Origin of the sequence: Faecalibacterium prausnitzii (assembly GCF_019967995.1) — a bacterium.
GTDB lineage: Bacteria > Bacillota > Clostridia > Oscillospirales > Ruminococcaceae > Faecalibacterium > Faecalibacterium prausnitzii_E.
Map to the genome: position 1 here is coordinate 1,868,025 of NZ_CP065377.1, position 26,606 is coordinate 1,894,630.

21 protein-coding genes are annotated in these 26,606 nt (G+C 60.0%); 6 read left to right on the top strand and 15 right to left on the bottom strand.

What is annotated here, in order from left to right:
- Positions 1-48: 48 nt before the first annotated feature.
- The 8 genes from I5P96_RS09275 to I5P96_RS09310 all read right to left on the bottom strand — a co-directional run bounded on the left by I5P96_RS09275 (position 49) and on the right by I5P96_RS09310 (position 10,163).
- Positions 49-309, bottom strand: a complete 261-nt coding sequence (locus I5P96_RS09275; RefSeq protein ID WP_097792504.1) for a TIGR03905 family TSCPD domain-containing protein — start codon at positions 307-309, stop codon at positions 49-51.
- Between the two features lie 44 nt (positions 310-353).
- Positions 354-1,202 (bottom strand): PHP domain-containing protein, encoded by an 849-nt coding sequence (locus I5P96_RS09280; protein WP_223381767.1) that lies wholly within the window; start codon positions 1,200-1,202, stop codon positions 354-356.
- A gap of 75 nt (positions 1,203-1,277) precedes the next feature.
- Complete coding sequence (locus tag I5P96_RS09285; protein ID WP_223381769.1) at positions 1,278-3,554, bottom strand: hydratase; 2,277 nt, start codon at positions 3,552-3,554, stop codon at positions 1,278-1,280.
- Between the two features lie 103 nt (positions 3,555-3,657).
- Positions 3,658-4,854, bottom strand: coding sequence for an aspartate kinase (locus I5P96_RS09290; RefSeq protein ID WP_118551936.1), 1,197 nt, complete (start codon positions 4,852-4,854; stop codon positions 3,658-3,660).
- A gap of 58 nt (positions 4,855-4,912) precedes the next feature.
- On the bottom strand, positions 4,913-5,818 hold the full coding sequence (thrB, locus tag I5P96_RS09295) for a homoserine kinase (RefSeq protein ID WP_223381771.1): 906 nt from the start codon (positions 5,816-5,818) through the stop codon (positions 4,913-4,915).
- 19 nt (positions 5,819-5,837) lie between these two features.
- Entirely contained in the window at positions 5,838-7,073 is a 1,236-nt protein-coding gene (locus I5P96_RS09300; protein WP_223381773.1) for a homoserine dehydrogenase, read from the bottom strand.
- A gap of 30 nt (positions 7,074-7,103) precedes the next feature.
- Positions 7,104-7,544: an ACT domain-containing protein gene (locus I5P96_RS09305; RefSeq protein ID WP_055187772.1), complete on the bottom strand. Its 441-nt coding sequence runs from the start codon at positions 7,542-7,544 to the stop codon at positions 7,104-7,106.
- 165 nt (positions 7,545-7,709) lie between these two features.
- Positions 7,710-10,163, bottom strand: a complete 2,454-nt coding sequence (locus tag I5P96_RS09310; RefSeq protein WP_223381778.1) for a transglycosylase domain-containing protein — start codon at positions 10,161-10,163, stop codon at positions 7,710-7,712.
- A gap of 288 nt (positions 10,164-10,451) precedes the next feature.
- Here I5P96_RS09310 and I5P96_RS09315 point away from each other — a divergent pair, with 288 nt between their 5' ends.
- Positions 10,452-10,823: a hypothetical protein gene (locus I5P96_RS09315; RefSeq protein WP_118551930.1), complete on the top strand. Its 372-nt coding sequence runs from the start codon at positions 10,452-10,454 to the stop codon at positions 10,821-10,823.
- Positions 10,824-10,867: 44 nt separating this feature from the next.
- On the opposite strand, the gene I5P96_RS09320 is transcribed toward I5P96_RS09315, so the two are convergent.
- Both I5P96_RS09320 and I5P96_RS09325 read right to left on the bottom strand, forming a co-directional pair.
- Positions 10,868-12,646 (bottom strand): Na/Pi cotransporter family protein, encoded by a 1,779-nt coding sequence (locus I5P96_RS09320; RefSeq protein ID WP_223381780.1) that lies wholly within the window; start codon positions 12,644-12,646, stop codon positions 10,868-10,870.
- 222 nt (positions 12,647-12,868) lie between these two features.
- On the bottom strand, positions 12,869-13,330 hold the full coding sequence (locus I5P96_RS09325) for a CBS domain-containing protein (protein ID WP_223383748.1): 462 nt from the start codon (positions 13,328-13,330) through the stop codon (positions 12,869-12,871).
- A gap of 416 nt (positions 13,331-13,746) precedes the next feature.
- Here I5P96_RS09325 and I5P96_RS09330 point away from each other — a divergent pair, with 416 nt between their 5' ends.
- Together I5P96_RS09330 and I5P96_RS09335 are read left to right on the top strand one after the other, a co-directional pair.
- Positions 13,747-14,097, top strand: a complete 351-nt coding sequence (locus tag I5P96_RS09330) for an Asp23/Gls24 family envelope stress response protein (protein WP_055187762.1) — start codon at positions 13,747-13,749, stop codon at positions 14,095-14,097.
- Between the two features lie 29 nt (positions 14,098-14,126).
- The gene (locus tag I5P96_RS09335) at positions 14,127-15,821 is read left to right on the top strand and encodes a DAK2 domain-containing protein (protein ID WP_118551924.1); all 1,695 of its coding nucleotides are present in this window, start codon (positions 14,127-14,129) and stop codon (positions 15,819-15,821) included.
- 83 nt (positions 15,822-15,904) lie between these two features.
- On the opposite strand, the gene I5P96_RS09340 is transcribed toward I5P96_RS09335, so the two are convergent.
- The 5 genes from I5P96_RS09340 to I5P96_RS09360 all read right to left on the bottom strand — a co-directional run bounded on the left by I5P96_RS09340 (position 15,905) and on the right by I5P96_RS09360 (position 20,454).
- On the bottom strand, positions 15,905-16,267 hold the full coding sequence (locus I5P96_RS09340) for a type II toxin-antitoxin system HicB family antitoxin (RefSeq protein WP_223381782.1): 363 nt from the start codon (positions 16,265-16,267) through the stop codon (positions 15,905-15,907).
- A complete protein-coding gene (locus I5P96_RS09345) occupies positions 16,251-16,508 on the bottom strand; it encodes a toxin HicA (RefSeq protein ID WP_223381784.1) in 258 nt (85 codons plus the stop codon). The genes I5P96_RS09340 and I5P96_RS09345 overlap by 17 nt, the downstream gene beginning before the upstream one ends.
- 54 nt (positions 16,509-16,562) lie before the next feature.
- Positions 16,563-16,778 (bottom strand): hypothetical protein, encoded by a 216-nt coding sequence (locus I5P96_RS09350; RefSeq protein ID WP_223381785.1) that lies wholly within the window; start codon positions 16,776-16,778, stop codon positions 16,563-16,565.
- Positions 16,769-19,981, bottom strand: coding sequence for a response regulator (locus I5P96_RS09355; RefSeq protein WP_411703229.1), 3,213 nt, complete (start codon positions 19,979-19,981; stop codon positions 16,769-16,771). The genes I5P96_RS09350 and I5P96_RS09355 overlap by 10 nt, the downstream gene beginning before the upstream one ends.
- Positions 19,982-20,076: 95 nt before the next feature.
- Positions 20,077-20,454 carry a hypothetical protein gene (locus tag I5P96_RS09360; RefSeq protein ID WP_223381786.1) on the bottom strand — a complete coding sequence of 126 codons (378 nt, stop codon included), beginning with the start codon at positions 20,452-20,454 and terminating at the stop codon, positions 20,077-20,079.
- Between I5P96_RS09360 and I5P96_RS09365 the strand changes: the two genes are divergently transcribed.
- The 3 genes from I5P96_RS09365 (at position 20,441) to I5P96_RS09375 (ending at position 26,500) form a co-directional block, all read left to right on the top strand.
- Entirely contained in the window at positions 20,441-22,306 is a 1,866-nt protein-coding gene (locus I5P96_RS09365; protein WP_223381788.1) for an ABC transporter substrate-binding protein, read from the top strand. The two genes, I5P96_RS09360 and I5P96_RS09365, sit on opposite strands and share 14 nt — an antisense overlap.
- 5 nt (positions 22,307-22,311) lie before the next feature.
- A complete protein-coding gene (locus I5P96_RS09370; protein ID WP_223381789.1) occupies positions 22,312-25,257 on the top strand; it encodes a response regulator in 2,946 nt (981 codons plus the stop codon).
- Positions 25,258-25,378: 121 nt separating this feature from the next.
- A complete protein-coding gene (locus tag I5P96_RS09375) occupies positions 25,379-26,500 on the top strand; it encodes an AI-2E family transporter (protein ID WP_223381790.1) in 1,122 nt (373 codons plus the stop codon).
- Positions 26,501-26,606: the final 106 nt, after the last annotated feature.

Below are 26,606 nucleotides of genomic sequence, written 5' to 3' on the forward strand. Positions count from 1 at the left end.
AGGCCGAACCGCACAAAACATGCAGTTCGGCCTTGGGAACACGGCAGGTTACAGCTCTGCCAGTGCCTTTTTCAGGTTCTTTGCGATCTGGTCGGGGCAGCTGGTGGGGCGGGGGCCGCAGGTGGTGCCCTCCATCCGCTCGATGGCGTCCTCTGCCTTCATGCCCTTCAGCAGGCGGCTGATGCCCTTCAGGTTGCCGTTGCAGCCACCGACGACCTCGATGGACTCGATGGTGTGGTCGTCGTTCAGGACGATCTTGGTCAGCTTGGAACAAGTGCCCACATTGGGGAACTCGAACGATTTGCTCATATCGGAAACATCCTCTCTTTTTACATTTGGGTGTTTTTATTATACTATTCTTTCCGCTTCTGCGCAAGCGCTTCGATCCGGGCGATCTGGTCGTCCGGGGTCGTGCAGGTGCCGACCGGGTGGGGGTGCTTGTGGTTCGAGCCGTGAAAATCCGTACCGCCGGTGCGGATCAGGCCGTACTGCGCACACAGGGCAATGCACTCGGCGCGGTCTTCCGGGCTGTTGCGGGGGTGGTCCACCTCGATGCCGTCCACCATCCCCTCTTTGACCAGCTCCCGCAGCAGCGGCATGCTCTTGTAGACGGTCGGGTGGGCAAACACCACGACGGCTCCCGCCGCTTTGGCCGTGGCCAGCACCTCCTGCACCGGCGGATACTCCGGCGAGTGCAGCACGATGCCGCGCGGCTCCCAGCCGAACAGCCGGTGGTACTCCTCGCCGTAGATGCCCTCGGCCAGACCCAGCTCACACAGCGCCTGCATGATGCCGCTCTTGAACAGCACCCCGCTGTCCTTTGCATATTCCAGCGCCTGCTCGGTGCGGAACTGCGGGTAGATCTGCTCGATCTCCCGCGCACTTTGCAGGCAGCACTCGTTCCGGCGCTGGCGCATGATGTCGCAGTGGCGGATGAGCTCCGGGCTTTCCGGGTCGGGCCAGAAGGTCAGCAGGTGCACCCGGTGGTGCCGCTCGTAGTCGTAACCGGTCAGCTCGGTGGCCGGGATGAGCCGGACGCCGTCCTGGGTGGGGTGTTCGTAACAGTACCGGACGCTCAGGAGCGTGTCGTGGTCGGAGATGGCCATCGTGTCCAGTCCCACCCGCGCTGCCATCTTGGGCAGGCGGTGGATGGGGACGGAGCCGTCCGAACAGGTGGAATGATTGTGAAGATCGCCGGGCATTGTGTTTCCTCCCATGAAAGCCCAAAAAGCACCCGTCCCAAAAGGGCGAATGCTTTTTCGGCATCGTATCAATGCTTAGTGCTTATAGAAATTGATGAGGCAGCCGTCGGCCAGGATCTGGCGTTCGTCCGCAGTCAGCGGAGCCATATACAGGGTGAACGGCTTGACGGCCCCGCCCAGCACATAGGCGGGGATGCTCTGCAAGTCGCCCTTGAGGGCTTCGCGGATGTTGGGGATGAGGATGTAGTCCCCCAGCCCGAACGGGGTGGCCCCAGCCAGCTGGAAGGGCAGCATGCCCCAGTTGATGAGGTTGGAGCGGTAGCGCTTGGTGGCATATTCCACCGCAATGTTCGCCCCGGCCCCCAGCACACGCTGGCAGGACGCCGCCTGCTCACGGGCCGAACCGTCGCCGGGCTTGACGGCGAAGATGGTGGACGAGAGCTGCACATCCTCCCAGGTCAGCTGCTCACAGCCGGGCACGGTGCGGATCTGTTCCAGCAGGGCCGCATCCCCCTGCCCGGCGCGGCGGGCGGCTTCTTCGGCCTGCACGGCCTTGGCGCGGCCCACATAGGCGGGGTCCTTGCGGCTGAGGGTGAACTCCGCCAGACCCAGCGGGTTCGAGCGGTAGGACGACGTCTCGCCGGAGGGGATGAGCTCATCGGTGGTGGTCACCGGGTCGGTGATATAGGAAGCCACCTTGAGCAGCAGGTTCTCGCCCAGCGGGGCGATTTCCGGCCAGTCCTTGATATTGGGGCCGAACTTGAGCAGCGCGTCGTAATCGCCGTGGCCGAAGCCCTGATAGACTCTGGTCTCGTAGCTGGACGGGTCGTAGTGGTACTCCGGCACGGTAGGGTCGTAGTCGATCTCAGTGGCCGGTGTCAGGATGCCGCCGTTGACCGTAGTGGCCGCGATGCTGCGGGCATCCATCAGCGCCACCCCGGCCAGCTGCCCGCTGCCGGGCTTGGAGCCCTCGCGGCTGGGGAAGTTGCGGGTGGTATGGCGGATGGACAGTGCCCCGTTGGCGGGCACGTCACCGGCACCGAAGCAGGGGCCGCAGAACGCGGTGCGGATGGTGGCACCACTGGCCATCAGGTCGGTCAGGACGCCGGTGCGGGTCAGCTCCATCATGATGGGCTGGCTGCCGGGGTAAACGCTGAGCGCATAGTCGCCGCAGCCGCCGGTGTGGCCCTTGAGGATGGAAGCTGCCTCATAGATGCTGTCGAACAGGCCGCCTGCGCAGCCCGCGATGACGCCCTGATCCACCCGCAGTTTCCCATTCTCGATCTTGCTGCACAGGTCCAGTTTCACGTCCCTGCGGCCCACGAGCTTCTGGACATTTTCCTCGCAGTCATGCAGGATGTCGTGCAGGTTGGCGTTCAGTTCCTCGATGGTGAACGCATTGGACGGGTGCATGGGCAGTGCGATCATCGGGCGGATCTTCGACAGGTCCACCTGCACCACACCGTCATAGTACGCAAGGTCTGCGGGCTTGAGGGGCTTGTAGTCCCCTGCCCGGCCATGGGCTGCGAGAAAGTTCCGGGTCTTTTCATCGGTCTCCCAGATGGAGGACAGGCAGGTGGTCTCGGTGGTCATGGCGTCGATGGCGTTGCGGGTATCCTGCCGCAGCGAAGCGATGCCGGGGCCGACAAATTCCATCACCTTGTTCTTGACGTAGCCGCTCTTGAACAGCTCGCCCACCAGTGCAATGGCCACATCGTGGGGGCCGCAGCCCGCAGGCAGCGCACCCGTCAGATAGATGGCGACCACGCCGGGGCGGGCCACATCGTAAGTGCGGCCCAGCAGCTGCTTTGCCAGCTCACCGCCGCCCTCACCGATGGCCATAGTGCCCAGCGCACCATAGCGGGTGTGGGAGTCCGAACCCAGGATCATCTTGCCGCAGCCCGCGAACCGCTCGCGCATGTACTGGTGGATGACCGCCAGATGGGGCGGCACGAAGATGCCGCCGTACTTTTTGGCTGCGGACAGGCCGAACCGATGGTCGTCCTCGTTGATGGTGCCGCCCACGGCGCACAGGCTGTTGTGGCAGTTGGTGAGCACATACGGGATGGGGAACTTTTCCAGGCCCGATGCGCGGGCCGTCTGGATGATGCCCACAAAGGTGATGTCATGGCTGGCCATGGCGTCGAACTTGATCTTCAGGTTCTGGTCATCGCCGCTGGTGTTGTGTGCCGTCAGGATGCCGTAGGCCATGGTGCCCTTGGGGGCATCCGCCACAGCGGCGGCATCAAAGCCCTGCGCAGCCAGTGCCGCCGGGGCGTCTGCATCTGCGTTGACCCATGCGCCGCGCACATAGTACGCGCCGCCCGTGCTGCATTTGATGGATTCCAACATTTTCCTTCGCCTCTCTCTATCAGACCGGGGCTTTTCCCGCCTTTCCCTGCGGACGCCCTGGAGCCGGAGCCCTTACACCGCGGCCCCGCGCTTCCGGTGCTTCTTAGTCGAACAGCATATCGTGGATGGCGCTGACGGCCTTGTCGGCGTCGTTGCGGTCGATGATGCAGGAGATCTTGATCTCGCTGGTGGAGATCATCTTGATGTTGATGTTGTTGTTCGACAGTGCCTCGAACATCTTGGAGGCAACGCCGCTGTGGCTCTGCATACCGGCGCCCACGATGGAGACCTTGGCGCAGGTCTCGTCACAGGTGACATCCTGGAACTTGCCGCTTTCCTTCAGCACACGCAGTGCGGTGTCTGCCTCGCCCTCGGAACAGGTGAAGGAGATATCCTTCTTGCCGTCGCGGCCGGTGGACTGCAGGATGATATCCACGTTGATGTTCTTCTGGGCCAGCAGGCCGAAGATCTTGAAGCTCGTGCCCGGCTCATCGGGAACATTCAGAATCGTAATAACAGCAACGTCGGTGTCCTTTGCGACGCCCTTGATCAGCATACCTTCCATTTTTGTAACCTCCTTGACGACCGTACCCGGAATCGGGTTCAGGCTGGAAAGCACTTCCAGCTCCACGTTATACTTTTTGGCCAGCTCCACGCTGCGGTTGTTGAGCACCTGTGCGCCGAGGGAGGCCAGCTCCAGCATCTCGTCGAAGGTGATCTCCTTCAGCCTGCGGGTGTTGCGCACCTTGCGCGGATCGGCGGTGTAAACGCCCTCCACGTCGGTGAAGATCTGGCAGCGGTCTGCATGAAGCGCCGCCGCGATGGCAACGGCGCTGGTGTCGGAACCGCCGCGGCCCAGGGTGGTGATGTCATCCAGCTTGTTCAGGCCCTGGAAGCCTGCCACAACGACCACGCGGTTGCGCTCCAGCTCGGAGGAGATGCGTTCGGTCTCCAGCCGGGTGATGCGGGCCTTGGTGTAGGCACGGTCGGTGCGGAAGCCTGCCTGCCAGCCGGTCAGGCTGGTGGCGTGGCAGCCCAGCTCGTTCAGGGCCATGGCCAGCAGCGAGATGCTGATCTCCTCACCCGCTGCCAGCAGCATATCCATCTCACGTGCGGAGGGATTGTGGGTGATCTCCGCTGCTTTTGCAATCAGGTCGTCGGTGGTATCGCCCTGGGCGGACACCACGACCACCACGTCATTGCCTGCGTTGTGGGTATTGGCCACGATGCGGGCCACGTTGAAAATACGGTCCCGGTCCTTCACGGAAGAACCGCCGAACTTCTGTACGATCAACGCCATAGTTTGTCACTCTCCTCTTCTTCTGCCCTGCTTTTCTGCGCAGGGCGTACGCCTAATATCATTCCACGGTTGCGCCGGTATTATCTGCATCCAGGCGCAGCAGCGTAAATGCTTCACATCCGTCCAGCCCTTCCAGCTGTTCGAGGCCTGTTTCCAGGCCCTTGTAAAATTCCTCTGCGTCGGTGCGCTCGGCCACCGCCATCACGGTGGAACCGGCACCGGACACATACACGGCCTTTGCCCCGCACTGCTTTGCCAGCGCGAAGGCTTCCTTCGAGCCGGGCATCAGCGGCATCCGGTAGGGCTGGTGCAGCTTATCCTCCGTCGCAATGGCCAGCAGCTCGTGGCGGCCCTCACAGAAGGCCGCCGGCACCAGCGCCGCGCGCGACAGGTTGTAGACCGCATCCTTGTGGGAGACCTGCTTCGGCAGGGCTGCGCGGGCGGCCTCGGTCAGGAGCTTGTAGTCCGGCACGATGGCCGCGAAGCAGAGGCTCTGGTCCACATCCCGCTTGACGGAGTAGACCACACCGTCCTCGTAGACGCTGCTGGTCAGGCCGCCGAGCAGGGCCGGTGCCACATTGTCCGGGTGGCCCTCGATGCTGGTGGCCAGGGTCAGCAGCTCCTGGGTGTTCAGGATATCACCCAGCATTCGGTTGGCACCCAGCAGGCCCGCAATGATGCAGGCCGACGAGGAACCCAGACCGCGTGCCATGGGGATGGGGTTGGTCTGCACGATCCGGAGCGGCGGGATCTTCTTTCCCACTTTGTCGAACAGGCCCTTGGCCGAGCGGTAGACCAGGTTGGACTCGTTGCGGGGGATGCGGGTCCCGTCCGCTGCCGAGATGTCCAGCTTCTCGCTCTCTTCAAAGGTCACGGTATTGTACAGGGTCACCGCCAGGCCCAGGGCATCGAAACCGGAGCCGACGTTGGCGCTGGTGGCCGGGACAGAGACTTTGATCTTCATGATGGCTGCACCTTCCCTTTTATGCTTCCTCCGGCAGACGCTTGAGCAGCAGCTTCACGCTGCCGCCCACGGCCTCCACCTTCCGGGCTGCTTCGGCCAGCGCTCTGGCGTCGGCCTTCTCGACGAAGTACGAGCAGCCGTCGAACCGCTCCTCCACGACTTTTCCGGTGCCGTAGATGGCCTCCACCACAGCCGGTGCAATGCCTGCCACACGCACATAATATGCGGCGGGCGCGGGGTCGGTGAGCATCCCCTCCACCGGCTCAGCAGGCTGCCAGAACAGGCTGTCGTGGACCTTGGAGCCTTCCTTGATGGCATCCACCACATCGGCCACCACGGCGCTGGCGGTGGGCAGCTTGCCCGCGCCCTTGCCGTAGAAGATGACGTCGCCCAGCATATCGCCCTTGACCAGAACGGCATTGAAGACGTCGTCCACACCGGCCAGCTGGTTCGACCGGGGCACCAGGCAGGGCTCCACGCCTGCGGCCACACTGCCGTCGCCGCCCTGCTTCATCCAGGCGATGAGCTTGATGACGCAGCCCAGTTTCTCCGCCGCCGCCACATCGGCGATGGTGATCTCGCGGATGCCGCGGGTGGGGATGTTCTGGGGGTAGATCTGGTGGCCGCAGACCAGCGAGGACAGGATGGCGATCTTGCGGCAGGCATCGCGGCCGTCCACATCGTCGCCGGGGTCTTTGGTCTCGGCATAGCCAAGCTCCTGTGCGATCTTCAGCGCCTCGTCAAAGCCCAGGTTCTCGTGGATCATCTTGGTCAGCATGAAGTTGGTGGTGTCGTTGACGATGCCCTCCACCTCGGTGATGACGTTGGCCGCGAGGCACTGGTGCATCGGGGTGATGATGGGGGTGCCGCCGCCGACCGAGGCCTCGAACAGGAACGCGCAATCGTGCGCCTTGGCCAGACCCAGCAGCTCGGCACCGTAGGTGGCCACCATCTCCTTGTTGGAGGTGCAGACGCTGCGGCCGCTCTCCAGGCAGGCTTTCACATACGGGTATGCAAACCGGGTGCCGCCGATGGTCTCGACCACCACCTTGATCTCCGGGTCTTCCAGAATGGTGTCGAAGTTCTTGATGAAGAGATCCGCGGCCGGGTGACCGGAGAAATCCTTGGGGTCGAGGATGTACTTCACCTCAACGGGCTCCCCTGCCCGGCGGGAAACGCCTGCTGCATTGCGGCACAGCACTTCGTACACGCCGCTGCCAACCGTGCCAAAACCTAAGATCGCGATCTTTGCCATGGTAACCCCTCGTTCCTATCTCTTAGTTGTTTACAGATTGTATCCACAGTGCACACCGACGACCATCCGCTGCCGGGAGAGCTTTTCGGTCAGTTCTTCCGGGGTCATCTGCATCGTGTCGGTGCGGATGGTGACCGCCACCAGCGCAGCGCCATTTTCCGGCGTGGACTGGTTGATGGTCACGATGCTGGCACCTGCAGCACTGATGCCGGCCAGCAGACTTTGCAGCGCACCGGTCTCGTCCCGCAGGGTGGCCATCACGGTGATGACCTCACGGCCGTTCTCGGAGTCAAAAATGCAGTCTTTGTATTTATAGAAAGCACTGCGCGACAGGTCTACGCTGCGGGTCGCAGCCGAAATGCTGCGCGCCTCCCCGCTGGCCAGAAGCTCCTTGGCCTTGACGACCTTCAGGAAAACTTCCGGCAGGACCTGTGCATCCACCAGATAAAAGCGGCGTTCCAACTTGTTCACCTCACAAACACAAGTGTTCTTGCAGAAAATATAATAACATCCGGCCCCCTGCATTGCAAGAGGCCGGATGCGTTTTTGTCAGATTGTCCAGTTTTGATGCGTGAAGTGGCGCATCGCCTTGCCGGAATGGCACCCATCCCATGGGAAAAAGTATGAGTTTTGCGCTCAGTCGGTGTCGAGACCGGAAGTGTCCGCCGGGATGGTGGTCTGGTCGGCTGCGGGCTGAGCCGCCTGCGTCACGCCCGAAGAGTGGGAGTAATTGCAGGTATCGGGCAGGTCGTCCGCACGGTAATAACCAGTAGCGCGGCTGGGGCAGTTGGGGCCTGCCAGCAGGCCGCTCTGGGTGCAGTAGGCGCGCTCCACCACGCCGTCTGCCGCCGGGAACGCCTTATAGGGCAGGTCCTTCTGGACCTCTTCCATATAGGCCTTCCACGCCATGACGCAGGTGCGGGTCTTGGCCTGATTCTTGCTCAGGGTGTTGGTCATGTCATACGGCGCATCGTAGCCCCACCACACAGCGGTGACGTAATACGGTGTGCCGCCCACGAACCACAGATCCTTTTCGTCGCTGGCCGTACCGGTCTTGCCGAAGGACTCCATGCCGTTGGAGTTGGGGTAGCGGCCGCTGGCCGTACCAACGTTGGAGTACAGGACGTTCTTCAGCAGGCGGTTCATGACATAGGCCGTCTGCGGGGTCAGGGCCTGATAGCTGGTGGAGTTGTTTTCCAGATAGATGTTGCCGTCACGGTCCAGCACACGGGTGTACAGATGCGGGGTGGTGTACTGGCCGTCGTAGAAGATCTGGAAGGCTGCGGCCAGCGCCGTGGGCGTGACGCCGTGGGTCTGGCTGCCCATGACCATCTGGGCAAGGCCGACGTCGCTGGAGGGGTCCAGCGTGTCCAGCTGCAAGGTATTATAGACGAAGTTGAAAATGTTGCTTGCGCCCACCAGGTCGCCCACACGGATGGCGATGGTGTTCAGCGAGCGGGCCAGACCGTTCCACAGCGGCAGGTCGGAGTTGTCGCCGTAGTTGCCGCCATAGTTGCGGGGCCAGCTGCGCCATGCGTTGGGGTAGGCCTTCAGCTGGGTGTCGGACATGCCCATCAGGCCGTTCTTGCGGCAGTAATCCTCATCGCGGATGACCATATCCTGCTTGAGGTAGAGGGGCGAGTTGTTCAGCATGGTGGACCAGTTGACAAGGCCGTACTCGATGCCCAGAGCGTAGGCGCCGATGGGCTTGATGGTCGAACCGGTCTGCCGGGTGACGCTGTAAGCACGGTTCAGGGAGAGGCTCTTGGTCTTCTTGCCCAGACCGCCCACCATGGCCAGCACATTGCCGTCATAGTCCAGGGTGACCATGGCCGCCTGGGTGCGGACATTGCGGTAATAATAGACCGTGCCGTCGTCGCCGGTGCGGGTCTTGGGGGTGCCGTCCTCGTTCATCACCTGCACGTCGTCGTCCGAGATGGAGGTGACTTCTTCCTCATGCCAGCCTGCCGGGAAATAGGCATCGTCGGTGTTGAGCATGAGGTTTTCCATGGCGGTCTGCATCTTGGGGTTGACCGTGGCTTCGATGGTGTAGCCGCCGGTGTAGAGCATGTTCTGGGCCGTGGCTTCGTCCACGCCCTCCTTCTCCATGATGTCGCCGACCACCTCGTTGAACAGGGCATCGGTGAAGTAGCTGGTCACGGAGGAGGTGTTCTTCTTGCTGGTATCCTCCGCCAGCACCAGCGGCTGGGCAGCGGCGTTCCGGTAGTCATCCTCCGAGATCACGCCCTGCTGCCACATATTATACAGGATGAAATTGCGGCGGTGGATCAGATTTTCGGGGTTCGTATAAGGGTTGTAATTGGTGGGGTTCTTGGTGATGGACGCAATGGCCGCGCACTCCCACAGGGTGAGCTGGCTGACGTCCTTGTTGAAGTATTCGTTTGCCGCCGTCTGGACGCCCTGGATCGTACCGGTGAAGCTGATGGTGTTCAGGTAGGCTTCCAGAATGGTCTCCTTGGAGTAGGTGCGGCTCAGGCAGAGGGCGCGGTAGATCTCGCGCACCTTGCGCAGGGCACCCCCGATGCCGCTGGCACTCTTGTCCGAGGTCAGGTTCTTGATGAGCTGCTGTTCCAGCGTAGACGCGCCCTGCTTGGAGCTGTAGATCGGCAGCACATACTCGTTGATCATGGCGCCGATGGTGCGCTTGAAGTTGACGCCCGGCTCATTGTAGAAATCTTTGTCCTCGGTGCAGATGAACGCATACTGTAAGTTGGTGGGGATCTGCTCCAGGTCTGCCCAGACACGGTGGCTGTTGGAGGAACGCAGGGTGGCGTACTCCACCTGCGCCCCGGTGTCGGGGTCGGTGGCCACCACCGTGCTGGACTGGCTCAGCTCGATGTTGTCCAGATCCAGCAGGTCGCCGTCGTTGGCCGTGGCCTGCACCGCGTAATAGACCATACCCACCATCAGCAGGCTGCCCGCCATGATGCCCAGACAGATCAGCATCGCGAGGGTGCGGCCCAGGAACCGCAGCAGGGGGTGCCTGCTCTTCTCCTTCGGCTCCTTGGGGGGCTTCCCGCTGGGAGCCGGGTCCCGGCGGCTGTTGTTTACATTGACTTGACGTCCCACGGAAGGCTGGGGTTCTCTCTTCGCCCCGCTCTGGTGGATCTTTCTTGGTTCGATAAGGATCGCCTCCTGACCGGCCACTGGGCCGATGATTCGCTGGTAATACGACAAGCTGCCCCGCCCGGTCCGACCGGCAAAAGGGCAGAATTTTCTCCGGATAGGGGTAGTATAGCACATTTTGCCCTGCAAAGTACAGCATTCTGCTGTGAAAATTCTGTTCTTCTGTCTGGAAAACTTTCTTTTTGCGCATACTACCGTTTGAAACTTTCCCTGCAAAGGAGTGATTTCCCTGTGCGCAAGCTCGTTCTCTGCCTGTTTTATGCGCTCTGCGCCTTTGCCATCGCGTTCAGCCTGTTCTGGATGGCCCTCCCCCGGCTGACGCTGCCCTCCCCTGCCCCGCAGGACGAAACGCCGGACTCGGTGCCGCTGAGTCTGGCGGCGCAGGCCCTGCCGGAGCGGACGGCCCTCTACTACCTCTGCGACGAGGGCGGGATGCTGACGGTCTATGCCTGCGGGGCCGACGGGGAACCTGCCGACCGGTTGGAGGAGACCGGCATCTACGTCAACCTTCTGCCCGAAAACGACGCCCTCCGCATCAAGCAGGGCCTTGCGGTCTACAGCGAGACCGAGCTGCGGACCGTGCTGGAGGACCTGGGAGAATGACAGAGACCCTCCCGCCGGGGAGGGTCTCTGTTGTCATCGGTGCATTACGCTTCCATGGCTTCCAGCGGCACAAGGTAGTCCTTGCAGCACTGTTCGTAATGGAGCGAGTATTCCTTGGTGGGGTTGTGGTGCATCAGGCTCTTCAGGGTGTGGGAGTCGTAGTCGTCGCCCTGGTTCATGCCGATCAGACGGGCCGCGATGTTGGAGCAGTGGTCGGAAATGCGCTCCACATTGTTCAGCACATCCAGGAAGACGACGCCGGTGTCGATGGAGCAGATGCCGTTCTTCAGGCGCTTGATGTGCTGGTCGCGCAGCTTTTCGACCATGATGTCGATGACCTCTTCCAGCGGCTCCACCTGGCGGGCCAATGCGACGTCATTGTTCTCAAAGGCGTCGTTCGTCAGGTCCAGTACGCGCTCCATCGCGCCGGTGAGGAGCTTGAGCTCCTCCTTTGCGTGGTCGCTGAAGGACGCTTCCTTCTCATAAAGCTCCTCGGATTTTTCCATGATGTTGACGGCATAGTCGCCGATGCGCTCGTACTCGGTGACGAAGTTCAGCAGCTCGGTCACGGCATGGCTCTCGTCGTCGCCCAGCTCCTGGTCGGTCATCTTGATGAGGTAGTTGGAGATCTCGACCTCCATCCGGTCGATGAGGTTCTCCCGGACGTTCACCGCGCTCACGACATCTTCGTCCATCTTGAGCAGCAGCGGAGCCGACAGGTTCACGTTGCGGGCAGCACGGCGGGACATCTTGACCACCGCGTTCTTGGCCTGCTGCAGGGCAACGGCCGGGCTCTTGAACAGGCGCTCGTCCAGCACAGGCATACTGAGCTCCTGCGCTTCCTCGGCGCTGTCGGGCACGGTGAGGACAGCCAGCTTCGACAGCACACTGCTGAACGGCAGGAAGAGGAGCATCGCCGCCACGCTGGACATGGTGTGGATGTTTGCGATGGAGCTCTTGTTCATCACATCGCCCCAGACAGGGATGCCGATGGTGTAGCGCACCGCATAGATAGCCGCCATCAGCACCACGCTGCCGATGATATTAAAATAAAGGTGGATCAGCGCGGTGCGCTTGCCATCCTTGGAGGAGCCGCCGATGGTCAGCAGCGGGGTGAATGCCGTGCCGATGTGGGCACCCAGGATGATGGGGATGGCCGAACCGAAGGTGACAAGGCCGGTGCTGGACAGTGCCTGCAAAATACCGACCGATGCCGAGGACGACTGGATGATGACCGTGACCACCACGCCCACGAGAACGCCGAGGATGGGGTTGGTCATGCTGACGAACAGGTCTTGGAACGCCGCGCTCTCCCGCAGGGGCGAAACGCCGGTATCCATCAGGTTCATGCCGGTGAACAGGATGCCGAAGCCCAGCATGATCTGGCCGATGTTCTTTTTCTTGGCGTTGCGCAGGAACACATAAAAAATGCAGCCAATAAACGCGACCACCGGTGCGAAGGTCTTGGGCTGCATCAGGGTCAGCCACAGGCTGTCGCCGGAGATATCCGCCATGCGGATGAGCTGGCCGGTGACAGTCGTACCAATATTCGCACCCATGATCACGCCTACCGACTGCGTGAGGGTCATGATCCCGGAGTTGACAAGGCCGACACAGATGACGACCGTGCCCGCCGACGACTGGATGACGCCGGTGATAAGGGTGCCGAAAATGACGCCCTTGATGGTGGAAGAGGTCAGCTTTTGCAATACGCCCTGCATCTTGCCGCCCGCCAGCTTCTCCAGGCCGGCGCCCATGATCGACATGCCGTACAGGAACAGCGCAATACCGCCCAACAGAGAGGTGATGTGTGTGATATCCATCTCGATACTCCTAAAAATGTTCTTCCTTTTTCTTTTGAACAGACAAAGGACGGCCGCCGGGCTCTTTCTGCCTGAACGCCGTCCTTTTTATTATAGCATCGAGCGGCCTGTTTCAACAAGCCTTATTTTACATGTTTTTTGCGTTTTTGATACATTTTTGCGCGGTTCGCCGGGTTTTGGCACAGTTCTTTTCGCAGATTTTACATGGATTTTACAAACGATTCAGTTTGCCGCAGCTGACGCCATTTCCCGCCGCCGGGCCGGTTTTGCGGCGGGCTGCTCAGCGCGGGCCTTATCGTAGCAATACCGGATGATGGCCTGCCGCCGGACGATGCCGATGAACATGCCCCGGTCGTCCACCACCGGCACAAAGTTCTGGTTCATGGCCGCTTCGATGAGCTGGTCCATGCTGGTGCTCACGGTCACGGCTTTGTAATCCCGCTTGTGGGCAAAGCTGGAAATGGGCACGTCCTCGGCGGCTTCCAGGTCCAGGCCATGATATTTTTTCAGCCCCCAGAGGATATCCCCCTCGGTCAGGGTGCCCACATATTCGCCTTTGCGGTTGAGCACCGGAATGGATGCGTAGCGGTTGTTCTCCCATTTTTCCAAGGTCTGCCGCAGGGTGAAGTCATCGTAGACATACATCAGGTCCTGCTTGGGGGAAAGGAAAAACAAAATGTTCATCATCAGCTCTCCTATCGAAAAACAAATTCTGCCGTTGTGGGCGCAGCGCCCCATCTCTCTGATTTGATTTTAGCACTTTTTCACAGCGAGTTAAAGGGAATAATCATACTTTTTAGATTTTATTCACAGTCATTTTTCGCTCTTTTTCAAAACATGCGGAAAAGCCATGCACTCTGGCGCATTTTGTGCTATACTAAGCAGAAAGGAACTGCCCACCGGGCCCTCTGGCACTGCGGCCCTGTTCTCAGGATACCCACTGCGGCGCTCGAAATCGGGTGCAATGGGGCATGTCCGGCACAGGAGTTGCAATTTTCCGCTGTACACCGGGCCGGTAAAGAGGTATAATAAGCGTGTAAGATTCCTTTCCCGGTTCGCCGGGCCAAACCAAATAATCTGATAAAAGGAGCAGAGCGACTATGATCACTTCCCGTTTCCCGCTGGGAGATGTCAGCTTCTCCGCCGAGTATTTTTCGACGCTCGTGGGCGAAGCAACCAAACAATGCTACGGTGTGGCCGCAATGACCCCCCGCGATCTGACCGACAAGGTGCGGAGCATGGTGCACGGCGCTGATTTTTCTGCAAAGGGCGTCCGCGTCACCCAGGAAGAGGGCCGTCTCGTGATCGAGCTGCACATCGCCGTCAGCTATGGGCTCAACATTTCGACCGCTGCGCGCAGCATCTCGCACCGCGTCAAGGACGAGGTGGAACAGGCCACCGGCCTCAAGGTCGCCCGCGTGATCGTCTCCGTGGACGACGTGATCGCCTGATCGGACAAGAGAATAAGGAGAAAAATCAAATGATTTCTGGTAAGATCCTGCGCGACGCGATTATTTCCGGCGCAAACAACATCAACAACCAGCGCTCCCGCGTGGACGAGCTGAATGTCTTCCCCGTCCCGGACGGCGACACCGGCACCAACATGGGCATGACCGTGGGCGCAGCCGTCCGTGAGCTGGAAGCTCTGGACGACAGCTGCACCGTCGGCGAGGCCGCCAAGACCGCTGCCTCCGCCATGCTGCGCGGTGCGCGCGGCAACTCCGGCGTCATCACCAGCCTGCTGTTCCGCGGCTTCTCCAAGGCGCTGGAAGGCAAGAAGGAAGCCGGTGCAGACGACCTCGTTGAGGCTCTGAAGAAGGGCGTCGAGGGCGCTTACAAGGCTGTCATGAAGCCCACCGAGGGCACCATCCTGACCGTTGCCCGCGTGGCCTCCGAAGAAGCAGCTGCCTGCGGTGCCAGCGAAGTCCCCGCTCTGTGGGACGTGGTGCTCGCCGCCGGTCAGAAGGCACTGGAGGACACCCCCAACCTGCTGCCCGTCCTGAAGAAGGCCGGCGTCGTGGATGCCGGCGGCCAGGGCATCATGGTCATCTTCGAGGGCATGGGCAAGGTCTTCCACGGTGAGCCCATCGTCGCAGGCGGCGAGGCTGTCCCCAACAAGGCCAAGCTCTCCACCGAGAACGCCGGCCGCGGCGTCTTCACCGATGACCTGATGAAGGTCGAGGACATCAAGAACGGCTACTGCACCCAGTTCCTCATCAACAAGAACGAGGGTGCCAGCGCTGCCAAGATGCGCGCTTTCGCAGAGTCCAACGGCGACAGCGTCGTCTGCATCGAGGACGATGACGTCATCAACCTGCACGTCCATACCGCCGACCCCGGCAAGATCCTGAGCGAGGCCATCAAGTATGGCTACCTGACCAACTTCAAGATCGAGAACATGCACGAGCAGTTCCTGGCCCGCCAGAAGCAGGGCAAGAGCCTGGAAAAGCAGGCTTCTGCTGAGAAGAAGCCCGACCCGACCTCCGAGTTCATCTACGCTGCTGTGGATCCCAGCCGTGATTACGGCTTTGTGGCAGTTGCTGCGGGCGAGGGCCTGAAGGCCGTCTTCACCGACTTGGCTGCCGACGCTGTCGTCTCCGGCGGTCAGACCATGAACCCCGCCACCGAGGACATCCTCGCCGCCATCCAGAGCGTCCCGGCCAAGACCGTCTTCGTTCTGCCCAACAACAAGAACATCATCATGGCTGCCGAGCAGGCCCAGAAGCTGGCCGACCGTCAGGTCGTCGTTCTGCCCACCCGCACCGTGCCCATGGGCATCACGGCACTGCTGAACTTTGACCCCTCTGCCAATGTTGAGACCAACACCATCAACATGATGGCTGCGGCCGACAAGGTCTCCACCGGCCTCATCACCTACGCCGCCCGCGACAGCGAGTTCGACGGCAAGCGCATCCGGAAGGGCGAGATCATGGCTCTGGAGAACGGCAAGATCGTGGCCACCTCCAATGACCTGACCAAGGCCACCTACCGCCTGGCCCGCAGCATGTGCAAGAAGGACTCCAGCTTCGTCACCATCATCTCCGGCTGCGATGTCTCCGACGAGGATGCCGAAAAGGTCACCGAGATCGTCAAGGCAAAGTGCCCCAACCACGTTGAGGTCAGCCACATCCGCGGCGGTCAGCCCGTTTATTATTATATGATCAGCGTGGAGTAATTTTCACTCCTGCGCTTGTAAGACACAGAACAAGCCCCCTGCATCCATCCCGGATGCAGGGGGCTTTGCGGTTCTTGGAACCTCTATTTCACGTACATCGCATCATTTTTCGCAAGGAGGTAAACGCAGTATTGATTCATACTGATTCCCTCCCGCTGCGAATGCTCGGCAAGCGAGCGATGCAGACTGCGCGGAAGCCGCAGTTTGAACTGCCCGGAATATTCCTCCAGGCTATCCGGCTCATGGATCTCGATTCCCTCTTCCAGCGCTGCTTCCAGCCATGTTTTTTTTGCGTCCTGTGCATTCGCGATCGCGCGTTCGACCGTTTCGCCGCAGGTAATGCAGCCCGGCAAGTCCGGATAAGAGACCACAAATCCACCCTCATCCGGGTCCTCCACCAACTCCATTCGGTAAGGCATCTTCAAATACTCATTCAGCGTCTTCATCGTTCTTCGCCTCACTCTCCACGATCTGCCGTACCATTTCCACGTAAACTTTCTTGATAGGTTCATGTTTTGGGATCGTAATGGGCATACAGCCTGCCTTCCGGAAGGTGTAGTGGCTGCTCCCGCTTCTGGGGGCTGTCATCTCGTAGCCATAGCATTCCAGCACTTTTCGCAGTTCGTCGAACCGCAGGTCCTTCGATAAGGCACAGATGCGCGCAAGCAGCTTATCCCATTTTGACATTCCGAATCCCCCTGTTCCCATTATATATGGTGTCACATATGGTGTCAAGCATTTTTAGAAGAAGCTCACCTGGCTGCTCTCCGGCAGGTCGCCGAGGGCACGACGACCATACCGCCGGGGTGCTGGGCGGGTAGGTGCCGCGTGGGGTGGATACGCCTTTTCTTTGGGCAGATTGCTGAACTGTTTCAGCATGTCCTCGGTGGTGCGGTAGATGGCGTCGTTCGGTTCAGCCCTTTTCCATTGTTCTTTTTCGGCGGCTCTTACAGCCACTGTTTCAGCACGTCGTTCAGCTTATTCAGGTCCAGCGGTTTGGCGATATGTTCGTTCATGCCGGTGTTCTTGGCCAGCTGCACGTCCTCGGCGAAGGCGTTCGCCGTCATGGCGATGATGGGCACTTTGCCCCGGCTGCCGGGAAGGGAGCGGATCGCCGCCGTTGCTTCGTAGCCGTTCATGACCGGCATCTGGATGTCCATCAGGACGAGTCTGTACCAGTTTTCCGGGGCCGCCGCGACCTTTTCGACGGCGATCTTTCCGTTTTCGGCCGTTTCGACCGTCACGCCTGTCATGCCCAGGATCTCGGTCGCGATCTCGCGGTTCAGGTCGTTGTCTTCCACCAGCAGGAGCCGCTTGCCCGTGTAGTCCGTTTTTGCAAAGTCTTCCAGATAATTCCGGGCGTCTTTCTCTTTCTTGCCGGAGGTGAACTGCCGCAGGGTCGCCGTCAGGCGGGAGCGGAACAGCGGTTTTGCCATAAACGCATCCACGCCCGCCGCTCTGGCTTCTTCCTCGATCTCGCTGAACTCGAAGGAGGTCAGGATGATGATCGTGACGTCTTGCCCGACGCATTCCCGAATCCTTCTGGCCGTTTCGATGCCGTCCATCTCCGGCATCTTCCAGTCCAGGATCACCGCAAAATAGTCACTGTTGGTCTCATGACGCGCATAGCAGCGCTCCACAGCTTCCTTTCCGGTCAGGACCCATTCGCCTGCGATGCCGATCTCCCGCAGGGTCTCGACGGTGCTTTCGCAGCTGGTCTTGTCGTCGTCCACGACCAGAACCGGCAGATCGAACAGCTCTTTTTCCTGCTCTTTCTCGTCTTTCTGCAATTTCAGATAGACCGTGACCGTGATCTTCGTGCCCTTGTTGGGGGCGCTTTCGACCTGAATGTCGCCATTCATCAGGTTGACGATGTTCCGGGTGATGGCCATGCCCAGACCGGTGCCCTGCACCTTGGTCGTCCGGTGATCGTCCGCCCGGCTGAACGGCTCGAACATGACCTTCTGAAATTCCGGCGTCATGCCGATGCCGTTGTCCGCGATGGAAAATTCATAGCAGCCCAGCTCCGAGAAACCATTCGGTTTTTCCTTGATCGTGAAGGTGATGTTTCCTCCATCCGGGGTGTACTTGATGGCGTTGCTCATCAGGTTCACAAAGACCTGCTGGATGCGCAGGCTGTCGCCGCAGACGGCCTCGTGCTCGATGTGCTCCACGTGGACTTCGAGCTGATGGTGGTGCTCGTCGATCGCCGGATTTGTGAGGGTGAGCAGGTTATCGACCAGCTCCGGCAGGCTGAAATCCTCCTCGGCAAGGCTCATCCGCCCGCTCTCGATCCGGGCCATGTCCAGCACTTCGTTGATCAGGCCCAGCAGATGGCGGCTCGACTTGGTGATCTTGCCAAGGCATTCGACGACTTTGTCCTGATTTTCGATGTTGGCCCCCGCAATGGCCGTCAGGCCCACGATGGCGTTCATCGGCGTCCGGATGTCGTGGGACATATTGGAGAGGAAATCCGTCTTGGCGCGGCTTGCGTTCTCGGCCGCGCGGTACGCTTCCTTCAGCGCCTTGTGGGATTCGATCTCGGCCTTTTTCTCCTGCGACACATCCATCGACGCCAGCAGAACTTTGACCAGCTTCGTGCCGTCCCATTCCAGCGGGATGAAAGACGCGATCTTATACGTGTTTTCGTCCAGTGCGCAGTATTCAAATTTGTAGATGTCGTTCTCGCCCTGCAAATTCCTGCGGATATTTTCCGGCGAGATGAGCGCATCCAATGCGTCCAGCGATTCCAGTGTCTTATACTTTGCAACTACCTGCTCCACAAAACCATGGTAGGTTCCGGTCGGCGCATAGATCCTTTCACCTTGCAGGTTATAGAACTGATAACGGTCATTTTCCAGATCGCAGACGACGAAGCGGTCCAGCAGGCGCACCATGCTCTGGATCAGCAGCTCCATGGATGCGTTGGCCGAGGCCATCTGCATCCGCCGCGCCGTCTCGGCTTTGCTCTCTGTGATGTCCCGCAAAAAGATCATCGCATAGTTCGAGTCCCCGATCTCGCCGCGCATGACCACGTTGCGGACCCACCGCTTTTCGCCGTTCAGGAAGATGCGGCATTCCTGGCACAGCTCGGTCTCAAGCCCCTTCAATTTTTCGGTGATGTAGGCGCGGTCGTAGAACTCCGTGACCTTCTGTTTGTCCTGTTCGACCACATAGTTGTCCACAAAGAATTTGACCAGCTCGTCCCATGTCTGGCTCTGCTCAAAGGCCGTCATCAGGGAGTCCTCCACCTTGAAGGTATCGAAGGTGTTCTGTTCCAGATCCACATAATATTCGCAGAGGTTCGCGCTGGTGAAGGCGCGGTGGAACGCTTCCGCCCGCTGCGCCTGCATCCGGCTTTGCTTTTCTTCCTCAATGTTCCAGATGATGCCGGCGATGCGGCTGGCCGTGCCATCCAGACGGCGGATCACTTCCGCCGAGACCCGGAACCACTGGTATTGGCCGTTTTTCAGCCTCAGCCGGTACTCCACGCTGAACTTTGTGGTGTTGGTCTTGTCGGCCGCCGTTTCAAAAAGCAGCGTCATCACCCGGTCTTTGTCCTCCGGGTGCAGAAGCTCCGACCACGCATCCAGCTGGTTCGGGAAATCCAGAGCGTCATGATACCCCAGGATCTGCCGGAAGGCATGGCTCCAGTTCGCACGGACGATCCTGCCCTTTTCATCGCATTCAAAGTTCCACGGTGCCGAGTGGATGGACTCGTTGACCAGCGCAAGGTCTTCATACGCCCAATTCACCTGCACCGACAGCACCCAGAGCGGCCTGCCGTCCGCGTCCACGGCATCTTCCTTATAAAGACGCACGTAGGCCGGTGTTCCATCGGCTGTGAGGATCTGGCCCTCCCCTGCGCCCCGGATCTGACGAAAGCGCTCCGGTTCGAGGAAGCTGACGTTTTCCCCATAAAACAGGTTCTTCAGCGAACCCTTCGTCTGCTCCATCAGGGACGCATAGCTGTGGTTCAGGTTATGCAGCAGCAGTTCGCTGACCGACAGGATCGGCAGACCCGCATCATAGTACCCGGTCACGGTCCCGATGCCGCCATTCTGATGGATCGTGTTCTGCATCGCCTGAAGCACGTTCTCTCCCAATTTTTCCGTATCGGATGTATAGATCTCATCCGTAAGTCGGTTGTTGAACTTCATTTTTATCCTCGCATATATTTGAATCTGCCGTACGTTCCAGCCTCGCCAGAGGGCATACAATAACAATTATAGTATACCGCTGTCCCGTCACCCGTTCAAGCTATTTTTTCAATCGGGTAAACATTCTTCCGGTGCCCCGCGCTCCCCCATTTTTCGGGCAGATTGCAACAAAAGTCCGGCAACTTCCGCAAAGGGCTCCATTTTTCATCGCTTTCTCCCAAAAACACGTTCAGATTCCTTGCAATGCCGTTGTCGGGGTGGTAGAATGGTCTTATATCTCGATCGTGCTGCGCCTTTTTTCCGGCTCTCGAACGGCTTTTTGCCAGAGTGCCGGGCAAGCCGCACGCAGGGGGCGGCATCATTCCCGTGGGGTGGGCTGTATCATCATACAAGAGGTCCGGGTCAGCCCGCTGCACTGCGGCGGCTGGCAGCGGGCCGTGAGGAAGAGGAACATAAAGAATGAAGAAGAACACACTGCGCAGCCTGTTTGCCCTGCTGACCGCCCTGGTGATGGCAGTCTGTCTGCTGACCGGCTGCGGCGCAGCGGACACCGAGCCGGTGGAAGCACAGGAAGACGCCGAGACCATTCAGGTGTATCTGTGGACTGCCGCCCTGTACGACACCTACGCCCCCTACATCCAGGCCCAGCTGCCGGACGTGAACATTGAGTTCATCGTCGGCAACAACGATCTGGATTTTTACAAATTTTTGCAGCAGAACGGCGGTCTGCCGGATATCATCACCTGCTGCCGCTTCTCACTGCACGATGCAGCGCCCCTGAAGGACAGCCTGATGGATCTTTCCACCACCAACGAGGCGGGTGCCGTCTACAACACCTACCTCAACAGCTTCAAAAATGAGGACGGCAGCGTGAACTGGCTGCCGGTGTGCGCCGACGCCCACGGCTTCGTGGTCAACCGCAGCCTGTTTGCGCAGTACGACATCCCGCTGCCCACCGATTACGCGAGCTTCGTTTCGGCCTGTCAGGCATTTGAGAAGGTGGGTATCCGCGGCTTTACCGCCGATTACGCCTACGATTACACCTGCATGGAAACGCTGCAGGGGCTTTCTGCTGCCGAGCTGACCACGGTGGACGGGCGCAAGTGGCGCACCGCTTACAGCGACCCCGCCAACACCACGCGGGTCGGGCTGGACGATGCCATCTGGCCGGGTGCCTTCGAGCGGATGGCACAGTTCATCCAGGATACCCACCTTACGGCAGACGACCTTGCGCAGACTTACGATGACGTGATGGACCTGTTCCGGAACAGGGAGGTCGCCATGTACTTTGGCAGCTCTGCCGGCGTGAAGATGTTCCAGGATGAGGGCATCGACACCACCTTCCTACCCTTCTTCAGCCAGAACGGCGAACAGTGGATCATGACCACTCCCTATTTCCAGGTGGCGCTGAACCGTGACCTGGAGCAGGACACGGCCCGCCGCGAAAAAGCCATGAAGGTGCTGGACGTCATGCTCTCCGAGGAGGCACAGAACCGGATCGTCTCGGAAGGGCAGGACATTCTGAGCTACAGCCAGGACGTCCCCCTGCGCCTGACCGATACCATGAAGAACGTCCGCTCTGTGGTGGAAGAGAACCACCTGTACATCCGCATCGCCTCCAACGATTTCTTTGCCATCTCCCAGGATGTGGTCTCTAAAATGATCGCGGGCGAGTATACGGCAAAACAGGCGTATCAGGCGTTCAATGCCCAGCTTCTTGCGGACGAGGAGCCTGCTGCGGACGAGGTCGTGCTGACCTCTGAGAAACGCTATTCCAACGTGTTCCACGCAAACGGCGGCATCGCCTCCTTCTCCGTCATGGCAAACACCCTGCGCGGCGTTTACGGCACCGATGTGCTGCTTGCCACTGCAAACAGCTTTACCGGCAGCGTGCTGCAGGCTGACTATACCGAAAAGATGGCGGCTTCCATGATCATGCCCAACGGTCTGATGTCCCGCCAGCGCACCATGACCGGCGCAGAGCTGAAGGAGACCGTCCGTGCCTTTGTGGAAGGCTGCGAGGGCGGCTTTGTGCCCTTCAACCGTGGTTCTCTGCCGGTGGTCAGCGGCATTGCCGTGGAGGTAAAAGAGGCAGGCGGCAGCTATACCCTGACCGGCATCACCCGGAACGGCCAGCCGCTGCGGGATGACGACACCGTGACCGTGACCTGCCTGGCCACGGCCAGCCAGATGGCAGCGCTGCTTGCGGACGAATGCGGCACGTCTGCGGGCGAAGATACATGGGTAAAATATACATGGCGCGAGGCTCTCTCCGGCGGCGGCGTGGTGCTTGCAGAGCCGGAACACTACATGACACTGAGGTGAACAGAATGCCAGACGAAAAGCACGAACCCAACCGAAACGGCCATTTCCGGCAAAAATTGCTCTCTGCTGCTGCCATCCTTCTTCTGGTCTTGCTGGCAGCCAGATTCAGCATTCAGTATCTCTCGTTCGTGTCGCAGACCATCTATCAGGAAAGCACCTCGCATCTGGAAGAAGTGCTGCACAAATCCAACAATATGCTGAAAGAGATGGTGCGCAAGAACGTGAGCTATCTGCACCTGTACAACTGCTTTCTGGAAAGCACCTCGGACGCGGACGCCATTCAGGCGTATATCGAGAAAGCGCAGCAGGACATCGGATTTGTCGGCTTCTACTTTCTTTCCTATGACGGAAACTACATGACCGTGAACGGGGAAACAGGCTACCTTGGCTTGCAGACCAATCTGGACGAAAGGCTCGCCGATGGCGAGGATATCGTGATGAACACAGCACTGCCCGGCAAGGCACAGATGCTTGTGTTCATCTGCCCCGAAACACAGGGCAGCTACCGGGGCTTTGCCTACGATGCCGTTGCCATCTCTTATTATAATGATGCGGTGCTGAAGCTGCTGGACAGCTCTGCGTTTCAGGGCAACGCCAGCAACTATGTGATCTACTCGGATGGACGGGTCGTCATCGACAATTCCGTAAACCGCAAGAAAACGATCTACAACTTCATTGCGATGCTGCGCGACTATTCCGACCTTTCCGAGGAGGAGATCCTTACGCTTTCGGATGATTTTGCGCAGGGCCGCAGCGGAAACCGGAAGGTAACGCTGGGCGACACCCGTTATTATCTGGTCTACGAGGGCACGGCGGTGCAGAGCTGGACGATGCTGGGGCTTGTGCCGGTCAACATCGTCAATGCCAATCTGGACAAGCTGTGGTTCCGCACGGCGCAGATCGTAACGGGCATCGCCGCCGGTCTTGCCGCCGCCATCATCCTGCTCATCCTGCGCCGGAACCGCACCACCCTGCACCAGAAAAATACCGAGATCCTGTACCGTGACGAGCTGTTCCAGAAGCTCTCGCTGAACGTGGACGACGTGTTCCTGATGCTGGACGCAGAGACCTCCAAGGTGGATTACGTCAGCCCGAACATCGAGCGCCTGCTGGGCATCCCGTGGAAAGAAGTCCGCCAGGATGTCCATGTTCTGGCAGAGCTGTACCCGAAAGACTCCCCGTCGCACGGCAAAAACTTCCTGGAAGGGCTTCGCAGCGGGGAACAGCGCGAATGGGACTTCGAGTACGAACATCTGGAGACCAAGGAGCGCCGCTGGTTCCATAACATCGCCATGGGCAGCGAGGTAGAGGGCCGAACGAAGTACATCCTGGTGCTGTCAGACCGCACCGCCGACAAACAGGCGAATCAGGCCCTCTCGGAGGCCGTTGCGGCCGCCGAGACCGCCAACCGTGCCAAGAGCACCTTCCTTTCCAATATGTCCCATGATATCCGCACCCCCATGAATGCCATCATCGGCTTCACCACACTGGCGGTCAGCAACATCGACGACAAGGAGCGGGTGAAGGATTACCTCACCAAGACCCTCGCTTCCAGCAACCACCTGCTCTCCCTCATCAACGATGTGCTGGATATGAGCCGCATCGAAAGCGGAAAGATCCATCTGGAAGAGACCGAGGTCAACCTCTCGGATGTGCTGCACGACCTGAAGACCATCGTCAGCGGGCAGATCCACGCAAAGCAGCTGGATCTGTATATGGACGCCATGGATGTGACCGACGAGGACGTCTACTGTGACAAGACCCGGCTGAACCAGGTGCTGCTGAACCTGCTGTCCAACGCCATCAAGTTCACCCCGGCGGGCGGCATGGTCTCGGTGCGGGTGCGGCAGCTTGCGGGCCCGATGCACGGCTGCGGGCAGTATGAGTTCCGCATCAAGGACAACGGCATCGGCATGAGCCCGGAGTTTGCCCAAAAGATCTTTGAACCCTTTGAGCGGGAGCGCACCTCCACGGTCAGCAAGATCCAGGGCACCGGCCTTGGCATGGCCATCACCAAAAACATCGTGGATATGATGGGCGGCACCATTGAGGTGCAGACAGAGCAGGGCAAGGGCACCGAGTTCATCATCCGTGTGCCGCTGCGCGCACAGGCGGAACACCGCCCGGTGGAAAAGATCACCGAGCTGGAAGGCCTGAAGGCGCTGGTGGTGGACGACGATTTCAACACCTGCGACAGCGTGACCAAGATGCTGGTCAAGGTGGGGATGCGCTCGGAGTGGACCCTCTCCGGCAAGGAGGCCGTGCTGCGCGCACGGCAGTCCATTGAGATGAGCGATGCCTACCATGCCTATATCATCGACTGGCGTCTGCCGGATATGAACGGCATCGAAGTCACCCGCCAGATCCGCAGCCTGAACGACGACACCCCCATCATCATCCTGACCGCCTACGACTGGTCTGACATCGAGGTGGAGGCAAAGGCCGCCGGTGTGACGGCGTTCTGCTCCAAGCCCATGTTCCTCTCCGACCTGCGCGAGACCCTGATGAGCGCCCTCGGCCAGAAACGAACGGATGCCGCGCAGGAGCTTCTGCCCGAAAAACAGGAAAACTTCAAGGGCCGCACCATCCTGCTGGTGGAGGACAACGAGCTGAACCGCGAGATCGCGCTGGAAATTCTGCGCGAGTACGGCTTCCAGGTCGATACGGCCGAAAACGGCGCGGTGGCGGTGGAAAAAGTCCGCACCAGCGCACCGGGCCGCTACGATCTGGTGCTGATGGATGTGCAGATGCCGGTCATGGACGGCTACACCGCCACCCGGCAGATCCGCGCTTTGGAGGACCCGGCGCTGGCCGGGATCCCCATCCTCGCCATGACGGCCAACGCCTTTGACGAAGACCGCCGCAACGCGCTGGCAAGCGGCATGAACGGCTTTTTGTCCAAGCCGATCATCGTCGGCGACCTGGTGCAGGAGCTGCGCAAGATCTTATAAGATGCGCACTCCCCTTTTCCGCCGTCTTGACAAGCCCGGCGCATCTGGTACAATACAACAAAGGCTCTGCGGCGGCCCCTTTACATCTTGCGGCCGTACATTCCGGGAAAGGAACTTCATCATGGATTCGAACACCAAACGCTCTCTGCTCGTCACCGTTGTGGGGGTAACACTTTTTGTTGCACTGCTGCGGTTTTCGGATGTGCTCGCCTTTGCGGCACGTCTTGTGGATCTGGCGCTGCCCATACTGGCGGGCGGCATCCTGGCACTTTTCATCAACGTGCCCATGACCGGGCTGGAAAAGCGGCTGAAGCAGCTGTTCCGCAAGGCCGGAAAGCAGCCGCCGGACAAGACCCTTCGTCTCCTCAGCTTTTTCATCACGCTGGTCGGCATCGTGCTGGTGCTGGTGCTTGCGCTGACCCTGCTGGTGCCGGAACTGGTCAAATCGTTCCACAGCCTTTATCTGCAGATCGAGTCGAACATCCCCCGCTGGACCGCCTACCTCAGCGCACAGGACGCCGACATGGGCTGGCTGATGCACTGGCTGGAGGGCATCAACTGGGAGCAGCTGCTCCACAAAGCCGCCGACAGCATCGACAAGGTGCTGGTCAATGCGGTAGGTGCCGTATCCGCCACGGTGAACGTCATCGTGACGGCCTCCTTCGCCCTCATCATCTCCGTCTATCTGTCGCTTGGGACGGAGAGCCTTGGCCGACAGGCCCATACGCTGGTGTGCGCGTATCTGAAGCCCCGCCACGCCGCCGGGCTGCTCCGGTTCTGCCGGCTGTTCCGGCAGTCCTTCGCCAATTTCCTGACCGGCCAGTGCAGCGAGGCGGTGATCCTCGGCGTTCTCATGGCCTTTGCCTTCTCCGTTTTCCAGCTCCCCTACGGCAGTCTGGTGGGGATGCTGACCGCCATCTGTGCCATCATCCCCTATGTGGGTGCCCTCATCTCCTGCGTGGTCAGCGTGGTCCTTGTGCTGCTGGTGGACCCGATGCTGGCGGTGCGCTGCCTCATCGTTTACCTCGCGGTGCAGTTCATCGAGAACCAGTTCATCTACCCCCGTGTCGTGGGCAAATCCGTCGGGCTTTCGCCGCTCTACACCCTGATCGCCGCCATGATCGGCGGCAACCTCTTCGGCATCCTCGGCATCATCTTCTTCATCCCGCTGACGGCGGTGGTCATCGAGCTTGTGAAAGAGGACGCCTGCCGACGCCTGCAAGCCAACGGGAACCAATCATGACCCCCAGCCCCCCGGAATGCGCCCGCCGCGCTCCGGGGGCGTTTTTGTCGGCCCGGCTCTGTTTGCCGGGTTTCTTTTTTCTTGCCTTTTCCCCCGGTGTGTGCTA

What these genes read in the sequence shown, in the direction of transcription:
- I5P96_RS09275 (WP_097792504.1), bottom strand. Translation starts at nt 309, where the DNA reads ATGAGCAAATCGTTCGAGTTCCCCAATGTGGGCACTTGTTCCAAGCTG.
- I5P96_RS09280 (WP_223381767.1), bottom strand. Translation starts at nt 1,202, where the DNA reads ATGCCCGGCGATCTTCACAATCATTCCACCTGTTCGGACGGCTCCGTC.
- I5P96_RS09285 (WP_223381769.1), bottom strand. Translation starts at nt 3,554, where the DNA reads ATGTTGGAATCCATCAAATGCAGCACGGGCGGCGCGTACTATGTGCGC.
- I5P96_RS09290 (WP_118551936.1), bottom strand. Translation starts at nt 4,854, where the DNA reads ATGGCGTTGATCGTACAGAAGTTCGGCGGTTCTTCCGTGAAGGACCGG.
- thrB (WP_223381771.1), bottom strand. Translation starts at nt 5,818, where the DNA reads ATGAAGATCAAAGTCTCTGTCCCGGCCACCAGCGCCAACGTCGGCTCC.
- I5P96_RS09300 (WP_223381773.1), bottom strand. Translation starts at nt 7,073, where the DNA reads ATGGCAAAGATCGCGATCTTAGGTTTTGGCACGGTTGGCAGCGGCGTG.
- I5P96_RS09320 (WP_223381780.1), bottom strand. Translation starts at nt 12,646, where the DNA reads ATGGATATCACACACATCACCTCTCTGTTGGGCGGTATTGCGCTGTTC.
- I5P96_RS09325 (WP_223383748.1), bottom strand. Translation starts at nt 13,330, where the DNA reads ATGAACATTTTGTTTTTCCTTTCCCCCAAGCAGGACCTGATGTATGTC.
- I5P96_RS09330 (WP_055187762.1), top strand. Translation starts at nt 13,747, where the DNA reads ATGATCACTTCCCGTTTCCCGCTGGGAGATGTCAGCTTCTCCGCCGAG.
- I5P96_RS09335 (WP_118551924.1), top strand. Translation starts at nt 14,127, where the DNA reads ATGATTTCTGGTAAGATCCTGCGCGACGCGATTATTTCCGGCGCAAAC.
- I5P96_RS09340 (WP_223381782.1), bottom strand. Translation starts at nt 16,267, where the DNA reads ATGAAGACGCTGAATGAGTATTTGAAGATGCCTTACCGAATGGAGTTG.
- I5P96_RS09345 (WP_223381784.1), bottom strand. Translation starts at nt 16,508, where the DNA reads ATGTCAAAATGGGATAAGCTGCTTGCGCGCATCTGTGCCTTATCGAAG.
- I5P96_RS09355 (WP_411703229.1), bottom strand. Translation starts at nt 19,981, where the DNA reads ATGAAGTTCAACAACCGACTTACGGATGAGATCTATACATCCGATACG.
- I5P96_RS09365 (WP_223381788.1), top strand. Translation starts at nt 20,441, where the DNA reads ATGAAGAAGAACACACTGCGCAGCCTGTTTGCCCTGCTGACCGCCCTG.
- I5P96_RS09370 (WP_223381789.1), top strand. Translation starts at nt 22,312, where the DNA reads ATGCCAGACGAAAAGCACGAACCCAACCGAAACGGCCATTTCCGGCAA.
- I5P96_RS09375 (WP_223381790.1), top strand. Translation starts at nt 25,379, where the DNA reads ATGGATTCGAACACCAAACGCTCTCTGCTCGTCACCGTTGTGGGGGTA.